Origin of the sequence: Paenibacillus sp. FSL F4-0087 (genome assembly GCF_038020215.1) — a bacterium.
Taxonomy (GTDB): domain Bacteria; phylum Bacillota; class Bacilli; order Paenibacillales; family Paenibacillaceae; genus Paenibacillus; species Paenibacillus taichungensis.
In genome coordinates, this window is the sequence record NZ_JBBODJ010000001.1 from 4,805,642 (window position 1) to 4,825,172 (window position 19,531).

Annotated in this window: 16 protein-coding genes; 14 read left to right on the forward strand and 2 right to left on the reverse strand. The window is 46.7% G+C overall.

The features are described from left to right. The first annotated feature begins 249 nt into the window (after nucleotides 1–249). Together ileS and MHB84_RS22060 are read left to right on the forward strand one after the other, a co-directional pair. Nucleotides 250–3,348, forward strand: coding sequence for an isoleucine--tRNA ligase (gene ileS / locus MHB84_RS22055; RefSeq protein WP_076288136.1), 3,099 nt, complete (start codon nucleotides 250–252; stop codon nucleotides 3,346–3,348). A 229-nt stretch (nucleotides 3,349–3,577) separates the two neighbouring features. Then, on the forward strand, nucleotides 3,578–3,934 hold the full coding sequence (locus MHB84_RS22060; protein WP_076288137.1) for a DUF5665 domain-containing protein: 357 nt from the start codon (nucleotides 3,578–3,580) through the stop codon (nucleotides 3,932–3,934). Nucleotides 3,935–3,946: 12 nt separating this feature from the next. Here MHB84_RS22060 and MHB84_RS22065 read toward each other — a convergent pair whose 3' ends face one another. Continuing rightward, a complete protein-coding gene (locus tag MHB84_RS22065; RefSeq protein WP_076288138.1) occupies nucleotides 3,947–4,684 on the reverse strand; it encodes a TraR/DksA C4-type zinc finger protein in 738 nt (245 codons plus the stop codon). 220 nt (nucleotides 4,685–4,904) lie between these two features. On the opposite strand from MHB84_RS22065, the gene lspA reads away from it, so the two are divergent. From lspA to MHB84_RS22105, 8 genes are all read left to right on the forward strand, one after another. Further along, nucleotides 4,905–5,399, forward strand: coding sequence for a signal peptidase II (gene lspA / locus MHB84_RS22070; RefSeq protein ID WP_024628399.1), 495 nt, complete (start codon nucleotides 4,905–4,907; stop codon nucleotides 5,397–5,399). Continuing rightward, nucleotides 5,392–6,375 carry an RluA family pseudouridine synthase gene (locus MHB84_RS22075; protein ID WP_143764570.1) on the forward strand — a complete coding sequence of 328 codons (984 nt, stop codon included), beginning with the start codon at nucleotides 5,392–5,394 and terminating at the stop codon, nucleotides 6,373–6,375. The genes lspA and MHB84_RS22075 overlap by 8 nt, the downstream gene beginning before the upstream one ends. A gap of 109 nt (nucleotides 6,376–6,484) precedes the next feature. Beyond that, a complete protein-coding gene (locus tag MHB84_RS22080) occupies nucleotides 6,485–7,738 on the forward strand; it encodes an LL-diaminopimelate aminotransferase (RefSeq protein WP_076288140.1) in 1,254 nt (417 codons plus the stop codon). A gap of 210 nt (nucleotides 7,739–7,948) precedes the next feature. Then, on the forward strand, nucleotides 7,949–8,839 hold the full coding sequence (locus MHB84_RS22085) for a decaprenyl-phosphate phosphoribosyltransferase (protein WP_076288301.1): 891 nt from the start codon (nucleotides 7,949–7,951) through the stop codon (nucleotides 8,837–8,839). Nucleotides 8,840–8,871: 32 nt separating this feature from the next. Beyond that, nucleotides 8,872–9,504 carry an HAD-IB family hydrolase gene (locus tag MHB84_RS22090; protein WP_076288141.1) on the forward strand — a complete coding sequence of 211 codons (633 nt, stop codon included), beginning with the start codon at nucleotides 8,872–8,874 and terminating at the stop codon, nucleotides 9,502–9,504. Nucleotides 9,505–9,530: 26 nt separating this feature from the next. Beyond that, the gene (locus tag MHB84_RS22095; RefSeq protein WP_090810048.1) at nucleotides 9,531–9,821 is read left to right on the forward strand and encodes an EamA family transporter; all 291 of its coding nucleotides are present in this window, start codon (nucleotides 9,531–9,533) and stop codon (nucleotides 9,819–9,821) included. Next, nucleotides 9,808–10,128, forward strand: a complete 321-nt coding sequence (locus MHB84_RS22100) for an EamA family transporter (protein WP_256716754.1) — start codon at nucleotides 9,808–9,810, stop codon at nucleotides 10,126–10,128. The genes MHB84_RS22095 and MHB84_RS22100 overlap by 14 nt, the downstream gene beginning before the upstream one ends. Before the next feature lie 115 nt (nucleotides 10,129–10,243). Next, the gene (locus MHB84_RS22105; RefSeq protein WP_341143062.1) at nucleotides 10,244–11,455 is read left to right on the forward strand and encodes a DUF6080 domain-containing protein; all 1,212 of its coding nucleotides are present in this window, start codon (nucleotides 10,244–10,246) and stop codon (nucleotides 11,453–11,455) included. A gap of 154 nt (nucleotides 11,456–11,609) precedes the next feature. Here MHB84_RS22105 and MHB84_RS22110 read toward each other — a convergent pair whose 3' ends face one another. Beyond that, a complete protein-coding gene (locus MHB84_RS22110) occupies nucleotides 11,610–14,285 on the reverse strand; it encodes a YhgE/Pip domain-containing protein (RefSeq protein ID WP_076288143.1) in 2,676 nt (891 codons plus the stop codon). A gap of 791 nt (nucleotides 14,286–15,076) precedes the next feature. On the opposite strand from MHB84_RS22110, the gene pyrR reads away from it, so the two are divergent. From pyrR to carA, 4 genes are all read left to right on the forward strand, one after another. Then, nucleotides 15,077–15,640, forward strand: coding sequence for a bifunctional pyr operon transcriptional regulator/uracil phosphoribosyltransferase PyrR (gene pyrR / locus MHB84_RS22115; RefSeq protein WP_076288144.1), 564 nt, complete (start codon nucleotides 15,077–15,079; stop codon nucleotides 15,638–15,640). After that, the gene (locus MHB84_RS22120) at nucleotides 15,640–16,551 is read left to right on the forward strand and encodes an aspartate carbamoyltransferase catalytic subunit (RefSeq protein WP_094939311.1); all 912 of its coding nucleotides are present in this window, start codon (nucleotides 15,640–15,642) and stop codon (nucleotides 16,549–16,551) included. Before pyrR ends, MHB84_RS22120 begins: the two co-directional genes overlap by 1 nt. Nucleotides 16,552–16,677: 126 nt before the next feature. Next, entirely contained in the window at nucleotides 16,678–17,982 is a 1,305-nt protein-coding gene (locus MHB84_RS22125; protein WP_076288145.1) for a dihydroorotase, read from the forward strand. Nucleotides 17,983–18,387: 405 nt separating this feature from the next. Beyond that, the gene (gene carA / locus MHB84_RS22130) at nucleotides 18,388–19,530 is read left to right on the forward strand and encodes a glutamine-hydrolyzing carbamoyl-phosphate synthase small subunit (protein WP_076288146.1); all 1,143 of its coding nucleotides are present in this window, start codon (nucleotides 18,388–18,390) and stop codon (nucleotides 19,528–19,530) included. Nucleotide 19,531 lies beyond the last annotated feature (1 nt).

A 19,531-nucleotide genomic window follows, 5' to 3' on the forward strand; every position in this document is an offset into this window, starting at 1 on the left:
GAGCGAAGCGTCCGGCAACTCCCTTCTCGCGGTAAGGCCCTGCGGCGTTCCAGAAGGGAACAGCCGCATGAGGGCCGACTCCAACATACACACCCTCGCCAACGCCACCGTAGCTCCCGCCAAAGACAACCCATTCCGGGTGTCCAGAGGGCGGAGCGCCTATGGGGTCCCCCTTGGTAAGGGGGATTTAGGGGGATTGAAACGCTTTTTGTGGACGGTCCACAACTATATCTCGAAAGGAAGATTATCATGCAACGAGTTGACGTCAAAGAGAAAGCACGTGCCAGAGAACTACGCGTGTTAAACAAATGGAAAACCGAGAATACATTCAAAAGATCCATCGAAAACCGCGAAGGTAAGCCGAACTTCGTATTTTACGAGGGACCGCCTACAGCCAACGGTAAACCGCATATCGGTCACGTACTGGGACGGGTCATCAAGGATTTCGTGGGACGTTATAACACGATGAAGGGTTACCGCGTCGTTCGTAAAGCAGGCTGGGACACACATGGTCTGCCTGTAGAACTGGGTGTTCAGAAAAAGTTGGGCATCTCCCACAAGTGGGAAATCGAAGATTATGGCGTGGAGAAATTCATTAACGAATGTAAAGCGAGCGTGTTTGAATACGAACAACAATGGCGCGATCTGACCGAAGGTATTGGTTACTGGACAGACATGAATAATCCGTATATCACACTTGACAACAATTACATCGAAAGTGTGTGGAACATTCTGGCGACGATTCATGAAAAAGGCCTGCTGTATCGCGGTCACCGCGTGAGTCCTTACTGTCCGTCTTGTCAGACTACACTTAGCTCCCATGAGGTAGCGCAAGGTTACAAAGACGTGAAAGACCTCAGTGCTACAGCCAAATTCAAGCTGAATGACAGCGGCGAATTCGTGCTTGCCTGGACAACAACGCCTTGGACATTGCCTTCACACGTTGCACTTGCCGTGAACCCGGATATGGACTACTCCCGTGTTCGTCAGGACAACGAAGTGTATATCATGGCGACTAATCTTGTTGAGAAAGTCATGAAGGATGCCAAAGGTGAATATGAAATCATCGGTGCCTTGAAAGGTTCTGACCTGGTTGGCAAAACGTATGATCCTCCGTTCAACTACGTGCAGGCTGAGAAAGCAAACATCATCCTGGGTGCAGGCTTTGTAACCGATGCAAGTGGTACAGGGATTGTACACATGGCACCAGCACATGGTGAAGATGACTATCGTGTATGTCGTGAGAATGGCATCAGTTTTGTGAACATGGTGGACCTGGAAGGCAAGTTTGTGCCACAGGTAACTGATTTTGCCGGACGTTTTGTTAAGGATTGCGATATTGATATCGTAAGATACCTGTCTGAAAAAGGACGTTTGTTCAGCAAAGAAAAATATGAGCACAGCTATCCGTTCTGCTGGCGTTGTGATACACCACTTCTGTACTATGCAATGGACAGCTGGTTTATCCAAACAACAGCAATCAAGGATCAGTTGATCGCCAATAACAGTGAAGTAGACTGGTACCCGGGCCACGTTCGTGACGGGCGTTTCGGGAAGTTCCTTGAAGATCTCGTAGACTGGAATATCAGCCGTGACCGCTATTGGGGAACGCCATTGAACATCTGGGTGTGCGAAGAGACAGGTGAACAATTCGCACCGCATAGCATCGCTGAACTGCGTGCTCGTGCAATTGGTGACGTGCCTGAGAATCTGGAGCTGCATAAGCCGTATGTAGATGACGTCAAAGTCATGAGCTCTTGTGGCAAATATGAAATGAAACGCACACCAGAAGTGATTGATGTCTGGTTCGACAGCGGCTCCATGCCGTTTGCCCAGCAGCACTATCCATTTGAAAATAAAGAAATATTCGAACAGCAATATCCGGCAGACATGATCTGTGAAGGAATTGACCAGACGCGTGGCTGGTTCTACAGCTTGCTGGCTGTATCTACACTTTTGACAGGCAAAGCGCCTTACAAAGCAGTTATGGCAACAGGCCACGTTCTCGATGAGAACGGACAGAAGATGTCCAAATCCAAAGGTAACGTTATCGATCCTTGGGAAGTTATCGAAGAATACGGTACAGACGCATTCCGCTGGGCATTACTGTCTGACAGCGCACCATGGAACAGCAAACGTTTCTCCAAAGGCATCGTGGGCGAAGCGAAATCCAAAATGGTGGATACGTTGGTCAACACCCATGCATTCCTGACGCTGTATGCTACGATTGATGGATTTGATCCACAGGAGCATCCATTCAAGTTGTCTTCACACAATCTGGACCGCTGGATTTTGTCAAGACTGAATAGTCTGATTCTCGTTGTAGAAAAAGCGCTGTCTGTTAACGACTATCTGAACTCTTCCAAAGCCATTGAAGCGTTTGTAGATGAACTCAGCAACTGGTACATCCGTCGTTCACGTGACCGTTTCTGGGGTAGTGGATTGACAGAAGACAAACTGGACGCTTACCGTACACTTACCGAGGTGCTGGTGACTACTGCCAAGCTCGTGGCTCCATTCACACCAATGCTTGCAGAAGATATCTATCTGAACCTGACTACCGGTGAGAGTGTGCACATGGATGATTATCCGGTTGCCAATGAAACGCTGATTGACTTGAATCTGGAGCAGGATATGGAGACAGCACGCCGAATCGTGGAACTTGCCCGTAATGTCCGTAACGAAACAGGAATCAAGACACGTCAACCGTTGTCCGAACTGATTGTTTCTCTGGATAAAGGCTTCGATCTGGCAAGTTATGAAGAGATCATCAAGGATGAGATCAATGTCAAAACTATTCGTACTGAGCATGATGATGCGGATTTCGTTGATTTCACTTTGAAGCTGAACCTGAAAGTAGCGGGTAAAAAATACGGTAAAAACGTAGGGTTCCTGCAGAATTTCTTCAAGGGAATGTCAGCAGATGAGACGCGTAAAGTGGTGACAGAAAATCTTCTGAACGTTGTTTCTCCGGAAGGTGAAGAGCTGCAAGTGACGGGTGAAGAACTGCTGGTTGAGAAACAAGCCAAATCCGGTTTTGCCTCGGCATCCGGCTATGGTCTGACGGTAGCTCTCAATACGGAGATCACAGCAGAACTTGAACAGGAAGGTTGGGTCCGTGAAGTTATTCGTGCAGTTCAAGACACACGGAAGAAGCTGGATCTGCCGATTGAGAAAAGAGTACGTTTGACGCTGGATGTAGACTCTGCTTTACAAGAAGCGATTAAGGCTTTTGATCATGTGCTGCGTGAAAATGTGCTCGTTACCGAAGTTACCTTCGGAACGAATGATTCAATGCAGCGCATTGAAGCTGGAGGCAAAGCCATCGGTGTTTATATCGAGGGGTAATACTGTAATTCTCACGTAAGGCGTTCCTGAAGAAAGGATTGCTCTGTCAGACTTTAACGGGGACAGAGTAACTCTATTTCAAATAGGACAGTATATAGAGACAGACATGCCAACGAGCCTCAGATGCAGGAGATCAATCCTGTGTCCTGGCTCGTTTGGTTTTTCAGCAAATGGGCAATGATTTCTATTGTGCAGACATTCTATATACATCAAAGGAACTGAGTAAATTATGAACGAACATGATACCCAATCGCCATCTAATACAGGATCCACGACGCATTCCAAAAATGCGGAGGACAAGATTGAAGAACTTCACAAGCTCACTAACCGGCTCGCGAATGAACTTGAACGTTCACGAATCGCACAGTATACGGAATTACTGAACCGACCGTGGAAGCTGATCGGACTTAATCTGTTGTCTGGCGCCGCAAGGGGCGTGGGGATTGCCATCGGTTTTACTTTTTTTGCAGCAACGATCATTTATGTGTTACAAGTGCTAGGCGCGCTTAATCTGCCCATCGTGGGTGATTACATCGCAGATATTGTACGGATTGTGCAGCGACAGTTGGAATTAAACACTTATTAGAGTACCCGTAGATTAATACGTGTCATCTGACTCGACATCCGGTTCTAACAGACCTTCCCCTTCACGGTTCTCCAGATACTGTCGATATTGCCGATTGCGCACGATGGACACGTCATGACCGTAGATATCGGTTGCAACAAAGCTCTCATATGCCTCAACGCATCCCTCGACTTCGTCAGTGGCTTCAATCGCCATAACGTCATAACTGTCGATGTCGCGTCCCTCAGCCATAGCGGGAGTATTGGAGGTACCCCAACTTTCAACAATCTGCCATGCGTCTTCGCCGTCAAAACCGTTCTGGTCATCACGTTCATCTAGGCTTGTGCGGCCAAAGGCAGGGGCGAGGAATTCTTCCTCGACAGGGCGATTTTCGGAAACAACCGTTTCCGGTTGATGCTTTTTGCAGTATTTGGTGTAAGGAACAGCTTGCATGCGTTCATAGGGGATAGGTTGCTGACAGACGGCGCAAGTTCCATAATGACCTTCTTCGATGGAATGCAGGGCAGAATCAATGCGCTCCAATTGAAATTCATCATGCTCCAGCAGGGAAATATCCTTTTCGCGATCATACATCTCGGTAGCTACATCACCCGGATGGTTGTCAATCGGTGATAATTCGCCTGTCTGAAGCTTCATGGAGTCACCAAGACCATAATGTTCGTTCTGCTCCAGTCTATGTTCAATATCGCGCTTTTCAGTTATCAATTGGGAACGTAAGGATTGCAGTTGTTTGGCAGTGAAATGTGACATCATTTTCCCCTTTCTGTTCCGTATGAACTCCGGATTTTAACTCTGTTGTAGGATGTACCATTTGGTGCAGAATTACAGAAGGGAAATGTTATCGTTTTTGCCATGCAGGCTGCGGCTAACCGCGTCGTGGACGATTTCCAAACAGCTGTGCTACAATGAACAAGTCTGGCGTAAAGCCTGGTATCGTTTGGAAAAGACAAGAACGGAGTGACAAACAAACGTGGTGTATTATATCCTCGCTTTTATCGTATTTTTAGTCGATCAGGGAACGAAGTTCCTAATTGCAACCCGGATGGAACTTAGAGATGAAATTCCGGTGATTGGCAATTTCTTTGTCATCACATCACATCGTAACTCAGGTGCAGCTTTTGGTATTTTACAGGATCAACGCTGGTTCTTTATTGTGGTTACACTGGTTGTCGTGGTGGCTTTGGTTTGGTATTTGCAAAAGGTAAAAGATACTCCGCACAAATTGCTGCCTGTAGCGCTTAGTTTGGTGCTTGGGGGGGCTATTGGTAACTTCCTGGATCGGGCTTTGACCGGAGAAGTTGTCGATTTTATCCAGCTTAATTTTGGTAGCTATACGTTTCCCATTTTCAACATAGCCGACTCGGCGATCTGTATCGGTGTGGTACTGATTATTGTAGAAACGTTGCTTGAAGGACGGCGCGAGAAAGCAGCCGCAAAGGTCGAAGGGAATGAACATCATGAGTAAATCGCAAAATGAAGAACAGACTAACGGAGACACGTCAACGCATGACGATGAACTCTTGAATGGCAATGATCGTATGGAATGGACGGTTGCTGCTGAACATAATAAAGAACGAATTGACAAATATATTACAGAATCCATGGATAACGTATCGCGCTCCCAAGTTCAATTGTGGATCGGAGACGGATTCGTAACGGTGAACGGGGCTAAAGTCAAAGCTAACACCAAATTATCTGAAGGCGATCTGGTAGAGCTTCTGATCCCTGAACCGACGACTGTAGAGATTATTGCTGAAAATATTCCACTTGAAGTGGTTTATGAAGATAGTGATTTGATCGTTATCAACAAACAGCGTGGCCTTGTTGTACATCCAGCACCAGGACATACGTCAGGAACACTGGTAAATGCATTGATGTATCACTGTAAAGATCTCTCAGGCATTAACGGCGAACTGCGTCCGGGTATTGTTCATCGGATTGATAAGGACACATCAGGTCTAATTATGGCTGCCAAAAATGATCGTGCTCACGCCTCACTGGCCGCTCAACTCAAAGAACATAGTGTGAATAGACGATATATTGCACTCGTTCATGGGCATCTTAGCCATGATCAGGGTACGATTGATGCACCGATTGGTCGAGATACCAATGATCGCAAAATGTATACCGTGACAGAGCGTAACAGTAAACATGCGGTCACGCATTTTACCGTCACCGAGCGCATCAATGACTACACGTTGTTGGAGCTGAAACTGGAGACAGGGCGTACCCACCAGATTCGTGTTCACATGAAGTTTATAGGTCATCCGCTTGTTGGAGATCCGACGTATGGTCGTAACAAAGGAATCAAAATGCAGGGACAAGCCCTGCATGCCGCGATTCTCGGTTTTGTACATCCAACGACTGGAGAATACCTTGAATTTACAGCTCCGCTTCCGCAGGATATGGAAGATGTTCTGGCCTCACTGCGTAGCCGCTGACAGCTCGAGAAAGTACAAATGTTCGGATAATTTGTCCATGGTTTTGAACGCGCAAATGCTTCATATTAAAGTGTAGAAATTTGCGTCAAATGAGGAGATGAACAAAATCATGAGTATCGATAAATATCAGGAAACGTACATTCAGACTAATTTTGCCGACCGTATTGGCGGCTCCAACTATGGTAAAGACACCAACATCTATAAATTCGAGAAAATCAAACGTGCCAAAGCTTCGGCTAAAAAAGATTTTCCAAATGTAGAACTGATTGACCTCGGCGTAGGTGAACCAGACGAGATGGCAGATGCAGGCATCGTAGCTGCATTGGCGGAGCAAGCCTCCAAACCTGAGAACCGTGGATACGCGGATAATGGTATTCCTGAATTCAAGGAAGCGGCAGCTGCTTACCTGAAAAATGTATTTAATGTTGAAGGTATCGATGCATCAACTGAAATCGTGCATTCCATCGGTTCCAAGCCAGCTTTGGCGATGATGCCTTCTTGCTTCATCAATCCAGGTGATGTAACGATTATGACGGTGCCAGGGTATCCGGTTATGGGTACACACACCAAATACCTGGGTGGTGAAGTGTTCAACATTCAATTGACCAAGGAGAACAACTTCCTGCCAGATCTGTCGGCTATTCCGGAAGATATCGCGAAACGAGCGAAACTGCTCTATCTGAACTATCCGAATAACCCAACGGGCGCGAGTGCTACCGTAGAGTTCTTTACGGAAGTGGTTGAATGGGCGAAGAAATACAGCGTAGTCGTTGTACATGATGCTCCATACGCAGCATTGACTTATGACGGCAAAAAACCGTTCAGCTTCCTGTCTGTACCTGGTGCGAAGGATGTGGGCGTAGAATTGCACTCCCTGTCCAAGTCCTATAACATGACAGGCTGGAGAATCGGTTTTGTTGCAGGTAACCCGCTTGTTGTTAAAGCATTCAGCGACGTAAAAGACAACAATGACTCCGGTCAGTTCATCGCGATCCAAAAGGCTGCTGCTTATGGATTGAACCACCCGGAAATCACGGAAAAAATCGCCGAGAAATATTCCCGTCGTCACGACCTGCTGGTAGCTGCACTGAACGAGCTGGGCTTCCAAGCTGAGAAACCTAAAGGTTCCTTCTTCCTTTATGTTGAAGCTCCAAAAGGTATTGTCGGAGGCCGCCGCTTTGAATCAGGCGAAGACTTCTCCCAGTTCCTGATTCGTGAGAAACTGATCTCTTCGGTGCCTTGGGATGATGCCGGTAACTTTGTTCGTTTCTCCGTTACCTTTGAAGCTAAAGGGGAAGAAGAAGAGAAACGTGTTATCGCTGAGATTAAACACCGTCTAAGCGACGTGCAATTCGAATTTTAGTTTAAATTCACATAATCATAATGATGTAATGTAAAGAAAGAAGAGACCGGAAACGGTCTCTTTTTTTATGCAAAAAAATATAAATTCTTCCTGTAATCCCTTTACAAAATTATACAAGCAACATATGATTAGATCTTTACGTTATTTATATAAGTCAGAAGTTGCTTTTGAAGGGAGTTATGGAAATTGTTATCATCACGTACCAGTACCGTGTCTACACCTGCTGCAGGGACAGGCAATACCATTTCAGGATTGCTAAAATTATTGAGGCCAAAACAATGGACCAAAAATTTGTTGTTATTTGCCGCGCTGCTTTTTTCTTTTGAGGAAATTCGGACGGAGACCATTCTATCGACTTTGCTAGGTTTTATTTTATTTAGCCTGGTTGCAGGCTGCGTTTATATTTTAAACGATTATGTAGATCGCGACAGAGATCGTCAGCATCCGGTGAAGATGTTCCGTCCCCTTGCTTCTGGACAGGTCAATCCGGCTCACGCCTTGCTGTTTGGAATACTGTTATTGATCTTTTCGCTCGGGACAGCCTTCGTAATGAACCCGTTATTCGGAGTGTTATGTATTGTTTATTTCCTTCTGAATGTGTCGTACTCATTTGTACTGAAACATCTCGTTATTTTGGATATGATGACTATTGCGGCTGGGTTTGTACTTCGTGCGATTGCGGGCGGTGTGCTGATCCATGTACCATTTACGCCGTGGTTTCTCATCTGTACGATGCTTTTGTCTCTATTCCTGGCTATTGGCAAACGGAGGAATGAACTTACTCTGCTTGAGGGAAATACCGGTTCACACCGTAAAGTATTGGATAATTATTCGATTACGTTATTGGATCAGTTCAATACCATTGTCACAACGGCGACCATTATCAGTTATTCGCTCTTTACGTTCACATCCGATCGCACCATTCATTTAATGTGGACGATTCCTTTGGTTATATACGGCATGTTCCGTTATCTGTATCTGATTCATATGAAGAACCAAGGGGGTTCGCCTGATCGAGTTCTATTTGAGGACAAGCCCATCTTAATCACCGTTGTTTTGTATGTCATCAGTGTTGTTTCTATTTTCGCTATTTTCGAATAAAACTAGAGTCAAAAAGCTAGAGGGGGATCAGGGTGAAAAGCACGAAAGTTGCCATCTTTGATATTGATAAAACGATTATACGCAGAGATTCCATGTTTCAGTTTGTACATTACGGCGTTCGGCGTTACCCATGGCAGGTATGGAGATTGCCTGTAATTGCATTTCATACTGCGTTGTTCAAGGCTGGTCTGATGACCGTTGAGCGTGTCAAACGTTCCTATTTTAAGAGCATTGAGCGCATGTCCGAAAATGATCTGGAGCATTTTTTTGATACACGATTGCGTACGGCTATTTTTGCAGAGGCAAGTGTAGAGATGCAGCACCGTAAGGAAGCAGGCTATCATGTATTGCTGGTGACCGCATCTCCGCATGCCTATATGAAATATTTTAAAAATTTCCCTTGGGTGGATCATGTCATTGGTACCGATCTGGTTCGTCACTCGAATGGCTATACTTGTAGGATTGAAGGCAGCAATTGCAAAGGGGATGAGAAGGTTCGCCGTATTCAGGCCTATCTGGATGAGAAAAAGATGGTGATTGATTATGATCAATCCTGCTCTTACTCCGACTCCTTATCCGATCTTCCAGTGATGCAGTTGGTGAGTCAGCGATACTTTATTAACAAGCGCGTGCCAGAGATGGAGGCATTGTCGTGGGGGAGATAAAAGGGCGCCACACAGGCAAGCTGTTGATGCTTGTCTCCGCTTTTCTTACAGCGACGGGACAACTGTTCTGGAAGTGGGGTCTGACCGAGTGGATCTATCTGGGCATCGGCTTTCTATGTTATGGGCTGGGTGCCATTTTGATGATCAAGGCTTTTGCTTTGGAAAAGCTGTCTGTGGCCTATCCTTTGATGTGTGCCAGCTATGTGTTTGCGCTGATCTATGGTTACTTTTTGCTAGGAGAAGAAATTACGGTGCAGAAGCTGGCCGCTGTTGTGCTGCTTGGAATCGGGGTGACGTTGACCAGTGTTGATCGATAGCTGGATGATTGCTGTATTAATTGCAATGACCCTGTGTGGAGCGATGGGGGGAGCGGGTTTGAAAGCCTACGCCACCAGCCGCAAAAAGCTGCATGTTCTAATGGGGCTAGGATTTTACGGTACAGGTGCGCTGCTGAATATTGTATTGTTGAAATTTCTCCCCTTAACGGTTGTGCTGCCTGCCAATGCATTAACGTATGTGTGGACGCTCATTATAGCGCGCTTTGCCTTTAAGGAAACAGTGGGTCCTTTGCGCTGGATCGGTGTCGCTTGTATTATGGGCGGGTTGTGTTTATTGGTTTTCTAGAATAATTGAAACTGGATGTGAACGCATGAAATTTTTGGACTTCATATTTTATAATCGCAGGACCAATTGGACGGCATTTTGCCTTTTTGCGGGTTTTGCTCTTTTTTACGCTCTCATGAATGGGCCTTACGTGACATACATAGCGAATCATGCCGAGCTGCTTGGCTCATACACGCCATTTAGTACGACGCAGTTTCCACTTAATTTATTTAACTTCGATCCTTCCATGTATTATGGAGATAACAGTTCTTCGGTAATTCATCCGTTAATTTCATTTCTAGCAGTCGCGCTTGAAGCAGGTGCTCAACTGTTGGGCGGAAATTGGTTCTTTCTTGTCCTGCAGTCCCTTGTGAATGCAGGTTCGGTTGTGCTGGTATTTCTGTTTTTGAATCAAAAAGATAAACAAATCACCACACCGTTACTTTTCGCAGTACTGTTCGGTTTCAGCTCCTATCTGATGTTTACCGCGTTGATTCCGGATTCGTATCCGTACGTACAGTTTGTTATCCTGTTCTCTGTGCTGTATATGCAGTACAACCGTGAACGCAAAGATGTCCGTTACATCCCGAATGCGCTGCTGGCATCCATCAACTTTGGACTGACATCGACGAACATTGTACCGCTTGCGGCCGCCATGTTTTTTAATTTACGTACGTGGCGTAACAAATCTGGTTGGAAAAAGTATATCGGGATTATGGCACTGGCTGTTGCCTTCATTGTAGTATTGACTGGGATACAGTACATCGCGTTTGGCGGTCGCAGTTGGGTCAGCAATTGGTTGCTTGGTATTCAAAATGGGGGAACAAGCTATGCCACTCCATTTCAGTTCGCAGTTCATTGGAAGGCTCTAAGCCTGCTAACAATTAATCCGATGCTGTCACCGAAAGTGCATTTGCTGGACCCGGGCATGGTCGCGTTTGTAACGGATCTATCCCGTTCTAATCCGATCTATGTTCAGCTCACGGGTATTTTTATTCTGCTGCTGGCGCTCACGGGGTTTATTAAAGGGATACGTGAACGGGAAGTGTGGACTCTTGTGCCATACATTCTGTTTGCATTTTTACTTCATATCGTTGTTGGTTTTGGGCTTGCGGTATTTCAATACGATATGTACCTGTATGCAGGACACTATCTGTTTGCGTTTTTCCTCCTCGGTGGGGGCTTCGTCATCGGTCTCCGTCCGGGGCTAGGTAAAAAAGTGCTAATAGGCTTGATCATGTTATGTATTCTCGTCACCGCAGGCAACAACATCTATCGGCATGTAGAAACATTAACAACCATTAAGCAGTCCTATGATCAGTTGGAACAGGAACGTACAGTGAAATAATCAGAGGTTTTAATTATCTATATAATGAGACAAGGCCATTGGACTGTAGATCCAATGGCCTTGTCTTGTTTGGCAAGATTCATTCGATATGTGCATGTTGGTTTCAAACAAAAGACCCACTGCATTCATTACGCAGAGGGTCTCAGGGACACTTTTAAGCAATGATTTTGGTCTTCTTGGCATTCTCGGCTGAACGTTTGGTGAGACTGCTGAGTGGACGTTTCAAAGCGAGTGCAATGATGAGACTCAGCGCGATAAACATGCATAACCACAGAATATCCTTAATGGCAGTCGACCACAGGATGCCGCCGACCGACTCACGTAGCAGGCTGATCGCATACGTGAAGGGCATGAACGGATTCAATGCCTGGAAAAAGGGCGATGTCATACTGATCGGAAACGTCCCGCCGGAGCTTGAGAACTGGAACACCATGAAGATGATCGCGATCCCTTTTCCGATATTCCCAAAAACGGACAGTAGGGTATACGTTATGGTGACAAATACGGCACTCACCAGCATGGCAAATAGGACAAACCACAGTTTATCTGCGACATAGGTGCCGAGGATCAAGATATCTCCCAGGCTGACACAGATCGCCTGAAGCAATCCAATCGTCAGGAAAGTGGCAAGACGTCCAAGATACAACTCGTATCCCCGGAACTTGCCTTCTGGATTCTCAGCTTCGGCACGAAGCAGGGAAATCAGCAGCGTTGAGCCTACCCACAAGGACAGCACGCCATAAAACGGTGACATGGCTGATCCGTAATTCGGAATCGGGTAAAGCTGCTGTTCCTTGATTTGCACCGGACTTGCTAGGAAAGCACTTTCTTCTTCAATGTCGCCGCGCAAAAGCTTGGCGAGCTCGGCAAACTGGTTATTGCCTTCGACTTCTCTAAGTTTGTCTGCTGCCTTGCTGATGGCACTTTCCAATGCAGGCAGATCATCACGTACCAGCGTGGCAACACGATGTACTCCTTGTTCGACCTCCGGAAGCTGATTTTGTACAAAATCGGATGCCTTGCTTATCTGTTTCTCAGCATTGGGCAGATCGTTCCGAACAAAATCAGCCGCTTCATTCAGCTTGGTCCCCAGCTTGGGCAGATCGTTTCGTATTAATGAAGACACTGTGTTCAAAGCTTGGATAAAGCCTTCACTTTTATTTGCGAGCGTCTCTGATATCTCATGAATCTTAGATTGTATTTGGGGCAGTTCGCTCTGGATTTTTGTCAATTCAGTCTGCCCAAACGTAATGCCTTCTTTGGCTGATGCAAGAATGTCCGCAATATCCGGAATTCGATCTCTTGCTCCCTGTAGTGTATCTGCTGAAGTGGAAAGGATAGACCTCAGCTTATCCGTACCAGCCGCAAGAGCCGGCGATATTTCGCTCTCGTAGGTGTTCATGAAATTCCCAATGCCGCTGCTAATCTCCTTGGAGAGAGCATTTAACTGGGCGATGACGTCTGCGGGTGGAGTTGTATTGCGACGCAGAGCATCACTGATAATCCCAGCCAGGCGGATTTGCAACTGAAGTTTATCTGAAATGGTGTTCAGCTGCGTAATTTTATTAGCAAGTGGATGGCTTGGAAGCAAGTTGTCGATTTTGCCCAGTAGTTCTGCCATACTGTCGACGAGTTTTACCGCAATCCCCAAGCGGGCAGCGATCCGGTCCAGATCTTCTGCTGTTGGCAGTTTAGTAAGATCCGTATTCTGCAATTGCCCAAATACGTCTGACGCAGCGTTTGCGATTTGTTGCACCAACAGCAGGTTTTGCCGGATTGCCGGGCCTATGGCCTGAAATGCTTCTTCACTGGAATCCACAAACCGATTCAAGCCTTCGGCCAGCTCAATCCCGTTACCAGCGATTTGGGATACTTTGTCCAGATCTTGCTCAGCGGCGGTTACGATAGAGAGAGCCTTATCGGTTTTATCCAGGGCCGTTTGGATGACACTAGATACCTGACCAAAGTTCGCATCCACTTCTTGAATACGTTCTACGGCTTTTTGAATATCGGGAATCCGCCCCTGAATAGCCAACACCTCGGATGCCGCATCATTAATTTGAGGCCAATACTCCTGTACCTTGAGCACATATTGTGCAGCTTCATTGATTTCGGGTAGTTTTTTTTCGATTTCGACGATCTTTTGAGCATCTTTTACGATACCAGGCATGGCTTTTTCTACTTCCAGTACCTTTTGACCTGCAGCTTGTATATCCGGAAGATTTTTCTCAAGCGTGAATATGCCATTCTCCATCTTGCGCAAAGTTGGAAGCTGGGCATTGATCTCAACTCCGGCTTCCTTCAATTTGGTTAGAACAGCCTGACTGACGGCTTCCGTGAAATTTTCATTGATTTGTGTTGTAATCGCAGATACACCAGAGCCTGTGATTTTTGGAGCGATGGCATTAACCTTCTCGTTAACGGTATAGATTACCTCTGGGCGCTCCAGCTTCCCGTCAACGATACCTGTAATTTTGGTTGAAAAGTCCCCAGGAATGAGCAGGCTTGCATAATACTCTCCTGTTTGTACACCACGATCAGCCTCAGCCTGGTCCACAAAAGTCCATCCCAGCTTTTCGTTCTGTTTAAGGCTGAACACCAATTCGTCTCCAATATTGACGTTAGTTCCTGCAACAGTTGCACCCTTGTCCTCGGTTGTCACCGCAATTTTAATTCCTTGGGTGTTACTGTACGGGTCCCATACGGACTTCACGTTGACCCAGTCATACACCCCGGGTAGTAAAATAATAGCCACAATTAGAAAAATACCTGTGGGAACCTTCAAAATATGCAACCAGTCTGTTTTGTAAACTTGCCAAATGTGACGCATAACTTCCTCCTAAATGTAAATAAATGTAGGTCTTATCTTATTTCTATGTCGCGTATTTGTAAATCCTTATGTATATCGGCTTTATTGAAGCATCAATGAATTGTTTCATGTTTATAAACTTTACCCATTTCACTGGGGACTAATGCAGAGCCTTCATGTATTCCGTGTTTCTGGACGTTGAACTCTAAAATTAGAAGAGATGGATCATATTGAAAATGCCTTCAGAACTTAAAATAGTTATGACAAAACTCATTGCATGTTCCAAAGGGGGAGAGCTTTGTCTCAACTTGGATTATAGTCAGAGGATTATTTTGGTTGTAAGGTTCTCTGCAATTTCCTATGGATAAATATACAGAATTATTGTATAATTATGAATAACGAATGAAATGTGATGTGTTTGGATGTTTTTCAGCCGAACTGCTGATTCTAGTTCTAAAGGGAATACAGTAGTGGAATTTCGCCTGTGATGTTGAGGTGTTGACAGAGGGTTGTCTTTCTGTCATAATTCATGAAGACAAACGGACATATTGAGTATAGAACCCTGTGAGGTCCTTCAATATGAACGACATGAATAGCACCTTTAAATCAGTCCCGTGAGACTGGCAAGGTAACGTGAACGATACATCGTTTTTTTGCTGCGGCAAATGAAGCGATGCATCCCGAGAGTAAACTTTCTTCAGAGCGGTCTGAAGTTCGGAGACTCCTTGCCAATAAACACGGCAAGGAGTCTTTTTTGTTCTCCTCGTCACGGGGCCATGATCTGAAAGGTAAATCCTGAGGAGGCTGAACGCATGAGCACAGAGACACATGTCATTATGGATGAAACCGCGATCCGCCGCGCATTAACACGGATTGCCCATGAGGTTTTGGAAAAAAACAAAGGCATTGAGGGCTGTGTACTGATCGGAATTCGAACACGGGGTGTATACCTCGCAGAACGGATCGCCGCCAAGATTGAAGAAATCGAAGGTACACCGATCCCTTGGGGAGAACTCGATGTGACCCCTTATCGCGATGATCGCTTGGATGAGAATAAAGCGAATCGCAAGGAACTGTTGACGATGACACCTGAATCACTTTCGATTCATAACAAAAAAGTGATTTTGTTCGATGATGTGCTTTATACCGGACGGACGATTCGCGCAGCGATGGATGCCCTGATGGACTGTGGAAGACCACAGAACATTCAGCTGGCGGTTCTCGCAGATCGCGGACACCGGGAACTTCCGATACGACCTGATTTTATCGGCAAGAATGTGCCAACTTCCAAATCAGAGGAGATCGTGGTTGCGCTCATGGAAACGGACGGACAGGACGAAGTCAAGATCATTCAGAACCGGGGGGAACAAGCATGATGATTACACAACCAGCATTGAAGGACCGGAGCTTGCTTGGCCTCAAGGAACTTAGTCGCGATGAGATCGAATCCATTCTGAACAGAGCAGCACACTGGGAAGCGCAGAAGGAGAAACTGGTTCCTGTACTGGAATCCCACTTCGTAGCCAACATGTTCTTCGAGAACAGCACGCGTACTCGCTTCTCATTTGAGATGGCGGAAAAACGTCTGGGTGCACAAGTACTGAACTTCACGGCGGCTGCATCAAGCGTGGAGAAAGGTGAATCCATCTATGATACGGTACGCACACTGGAGTCCATGGGCATCGACGCAGGGGTGATCCGATTGAAACCTTCGGGGGTTCTGCAACAACTGGCTCAGAAAGTGAATGTTCCACTGGTGAACGCTGGAGATGGGAATAACGAGCATCCTACACAGGCGCTGCTGGATCTCTACACGATGCGGAAGGCTTTCGGTGAGCTGAAAGGTTTGCGTGTGTCAATTATCGGAGACATCCTACACAGCCGTGTAGCTCGCTCTAATCTGTGGGCACTGCAAAAGTTTGGTGCAGATGTGCGCTTCTGCGCACCGCAAACGATGCAGGCACCGGAGCTCGCAGAACACGCACCTTATGTAGGTCTGGAAGAAGCTCTCGATGCGGATGTAGTCATGATGCTCCGAGTTCAACTGGAACGTCATAAACATGGCTTGATTACTTCGGCTGAGGATTATCGCGAACACTATGGATTGACGGAAGAACGGGCGTCACGCCTGAAACCAAGCACAATCATTATGCACCCTGCTCCTGTGAACCGAAATGTCGAGGTGGATGACGCGGTAGTGGAGAGCGCAGCATCGCGGATCTTCCCGCAGATGGCAAACGGTGTTCCAATCCGCATGGCGGTCATGGAACGTGCGATGAAACTGTAACAGGGTCTGGCTGTGGGTCATAGGCTGACGGGACGGAAGTTCTTATAGAGCAATGTGAGGGTACACGATAAAGAAAATCATCCGGCTTATCTGGCAAGTCGGACAGAACCGAAGCGGAGGGCAATTATGCTACAGATTATAAAGAACGCGAACATCTTGAATCAACAAGGGGAACTTGAACGGAAAACGATCATTATAGATGAAGGAAAAATTCAAAAGATCGCTGGAGTGGAAGACGAAGCGGTACTGAAAGCAGAGCAATCAGCGCATAGCGTAACCGATGCTTCAGGCAAACTGGTCATTCCCGGTTTGATTGATATGCATGTGCATCTGCGTGAGCCTGGATTCGAGCATAAAGAGACGATCGAGACGGGTGCCCGTTCGGCAGCACAAGGCGGTTTTACAACGATTGCATGTATGCCGAACACAAGACCGGTAACCGACAGCGCGGATGTCGTTAAGCTGGTTTTGGATAAAGCCAAAGAAGCCGACCTGGTAAAAGTACTGCCTTATGCAGCTATTACGAAGAACGAGCTTGGACGTGAGCTTACGGATTTCGCTGCATTGAAAGAAGCGGGTGCGATTGGATTCACGGATGATGGCGTTGGCGTACAAAACGCTCAAATGATGAAAGATGCTATGAACCTTGCAGCAAGCATGGATATGCCAGTCATCGCTCACTGCGAAGACGACTCATTGGTTGTTGGCGGATATGTGACAGAAGGCGAGTTTTCGAAGCGTCACGGTATCAAAGGTATCCCAAATGAATCTGAGGCCATCCACGTAGGCCGTGATATCCTGCTTGCAGAAGCAACGGGAGTTCACTACCACGTCTGCCACGTAAGTACGGAGCAGTCGGTTCGCTTGATTCGCCTGGCGAAGTCCATCGGTATTAAAGTAACTGCTGAGGTATGTCCGCACCATCTGGTATTGTCTGATGAGGATATCCCAGGTATGGATGCCAACTGGAAGATGAACCCGCCCCTTCGCTCACCACGCGATGTGCAAGCTTGTATCGAAGGTTTGCTGGACGGAACGCTGGACATGATCGTTACCGATCACGCGCCGCATAGCGAAGAAGAAAAAGCAAAAGGCATGGAGCTGGCACCTTTCGGCATCGTCGGATTCGAAACAGCTTTCCCGCTGTTGTACACGAAGTTTGTGGAAACAGGGCTTTGGAGCCTAGACTTCCTCGTGAAACGCATGACAGCTGATCCGGCACGGGTATTCCGGCTGGATACTGGCAAACTGGAAGAGGGAGCACCTGCGGATATCACGATGATTGACCTGAACGAGGAAAAAGCGGTTGATCCTGCAACGTTCGCAACCAAAGGAAGAAACACACCATTCACAGGCTGGAAGCTGAAAGGCTGGGCCACACAAACATGGGTGGACGGCAAAAGCGTGTGGAATAATACGGTACAACAGTAAAACGGCACCTTGCTGAACCGCTACATCAATTACATCATCAGGTTTTGAATAATTGATCAAACAACTAGTCTTCATAGCTTTAAATTAACAATGTATAGACCAGTAACAACTTTACAACTAACTCGAGGCAGACCATGCCGAGAGTCAAACATACGAAACAAAGAAAAGTTGAATAATGATTTTTGAACTTGGACACGAACGTAACTGCGGAGTGGGCAGAAAGAACCCGAAGAAGCAAAGCGTTCGCCTTTATCACCGGATTACTCCATTTGAAGAATGGGATCAAAGTAATCCGGGGATAACAGCGATCAAAGGGTTTTCTGCCCACGAAGCCGCACCAAACGTAACGTCTCCCAGTTCAACTCAAAGTATTCAACTTTGATAAACACAGAGGAGTGAAATGGGATGCAGGCACAGGCAAGATTATTGTTGGAAGACGGCACACTGTTCACCGGGAAAGCGTTCGGTGCTGAAGGTGAAACAACAGGTGAGGTCGTTTTTAATACGGGAATTACAGGCTATCAAGAGGTGCTTTCGGATCCTTCTTATTGCGGTCAAATCGTAACCATGACGTACCCACTGATTGGTAACTACGGCATTACGCGTGACGACTTCGAGTCGATTCGTCCGTTCGTACACGGTTTTGTGGTACGTCGTCATGAGCCAACACCAAGTAACTGGCGTGCGGAATACAGCGTAGACGATTTGCTTAAAGAGTATGGCATCGTAGGAATCAGCGAGATTGATACACGGATGCTGACTCGTCGGATTCGTCACCACGGCACAATGAAAGGAATTCTCACAACAGGATCGAAACCTGTGGAAGAGTTGCTGGAGATGATGGGAGACACCAGCATCGCTGAGCTGCGTAATCAAGTTCCTATGACTTCTACTCAACATGTTTACAACAGCCCGGGAACGGCTGAACGCATTGTATTGGTTGACTACGGTGCAAAAACAGGGATTTTGCGTGAACTCAGCAAACGTAACTGTGACGTTGTCGTAGTTCCGCATGATGTAACAGCGGACGAAATCCGCCGCATGAACCCGGATGGCATCCAGTTGTCCAACGGCCCTGGGGACCCGAAAGACGTTCCTCACGCGGTTAAAATGATCAGTGAACTTCTCGGCGAATATCCGATCTTCGGAATCTGCCTGGGTCACCAACTGTTCGCACTTGCGGCAGGAGCCGACACAGAGAAGCTCAAGTTTGGACACCGTGGCGGAAACCACCCGGTTAAAGAACTGGAGAGCGGACGTTGCTTCATCACATCTCAGAACCACGGTTACACTGTAAACGAAGAATCCGTGAAAAATACGGAGCTTGAAGTGACACATATCAACAATAACGATAAGACCATCGAAGGTCTGAAACATAAAAAATTCCCGGCGTTTTCCGTTCAGTACCACCCGGAAGCAGCGCCAGGACCATATGATAACAGCTATCTGTTCGACCGCTTTATCGAGATGATTCGGGAACACAAGATTACTCACCCGCAACAGCCGCGTCAAGCCGTACTGGCAGCCGCAGTGAAAGGAGCACAATAAC

Bases quoted from the DNA above. Each gene is read 5' to 3' on its own strand.
- ileS (WP_076288136.1), top strand. From the start codon at position 250: ATGCAACGAGTTGACGTCAAAGAGAAAGCACGTGCCAGAGAACTACGC.
- MHB84_RS22060 (WP_076288137.1), top strand. From the start codon at position 3,578: ATGAACGAACATGATACCCAATCGCCATCTAATACAGGATCCACGACG.
- MHB84_RS22065 (WP_076288138.1), bottom strand. From the start codon at position 4,684: ATGTCACATTTCACTGCCAAACAACTGCAATCCTTACGTTCCCAATTG.
- MHB84_RS22075 (WP_143764570.1), top strand. From the start codon at position 5,392: ATGAGTAAATCGCAAAATGAAGAACAGACTAACGGAGACACGTCAACG.
- MHB84_RS22080 (WP_076288140.1), top strand. From the start codon at position 6,485: ATGAGTATCGATAAATATCAGGAAACGTACATTCAGACTAATTTTGCC.
- MHB84_RS22095 (WP_090810048.1), top strand. From the start codon at position 9,531: ATGCTTGTCTCCGCTTTTCTTACAGCGACGGGACAACTGTTCTGGAAG.
- MHB84_RS22105 (WP_341143062.1), top strand. From the start codon at position 10,244: ATGAATGGGCCTTACGTGACATACATAGCGAATCATGCCGAGCTGCTT.
- MHB84_RS22110 (WP_076288143.1), bottom strand. From the start codon at position 14,285: ATGCGTCACATTTGGCAAGTTTACAAAACAGACTGGTTGCATATTTTG.
- pyrR (WP_076288144.1), top strand. From the start codon at position 15,077: ATGAGCACAGAGACACATGTCATTATGGATGAAACCGCGATCCGCCGC.
- MHB84_RS22120 (WP_094939311.1), top strand. From the start codon at position 15,640: ATGATTACACAACCAGCATTGAAGGACCGGAGCTTGCTTGGCCTCAAG.
- MHB84_RS22125 (WP_076288145.1), top strand. From the start codon at position 16,678: ATGCTACAGATTATAAAGAACGCGAACATCTTGAATCAACAAGGGGAA.
- carA (WP_076288146.1), top strand. From the start codon at position 18,388: ATGCAGGCACAGGCAAGATTATTGTTGGAAGACGGCACACTGTTCACC.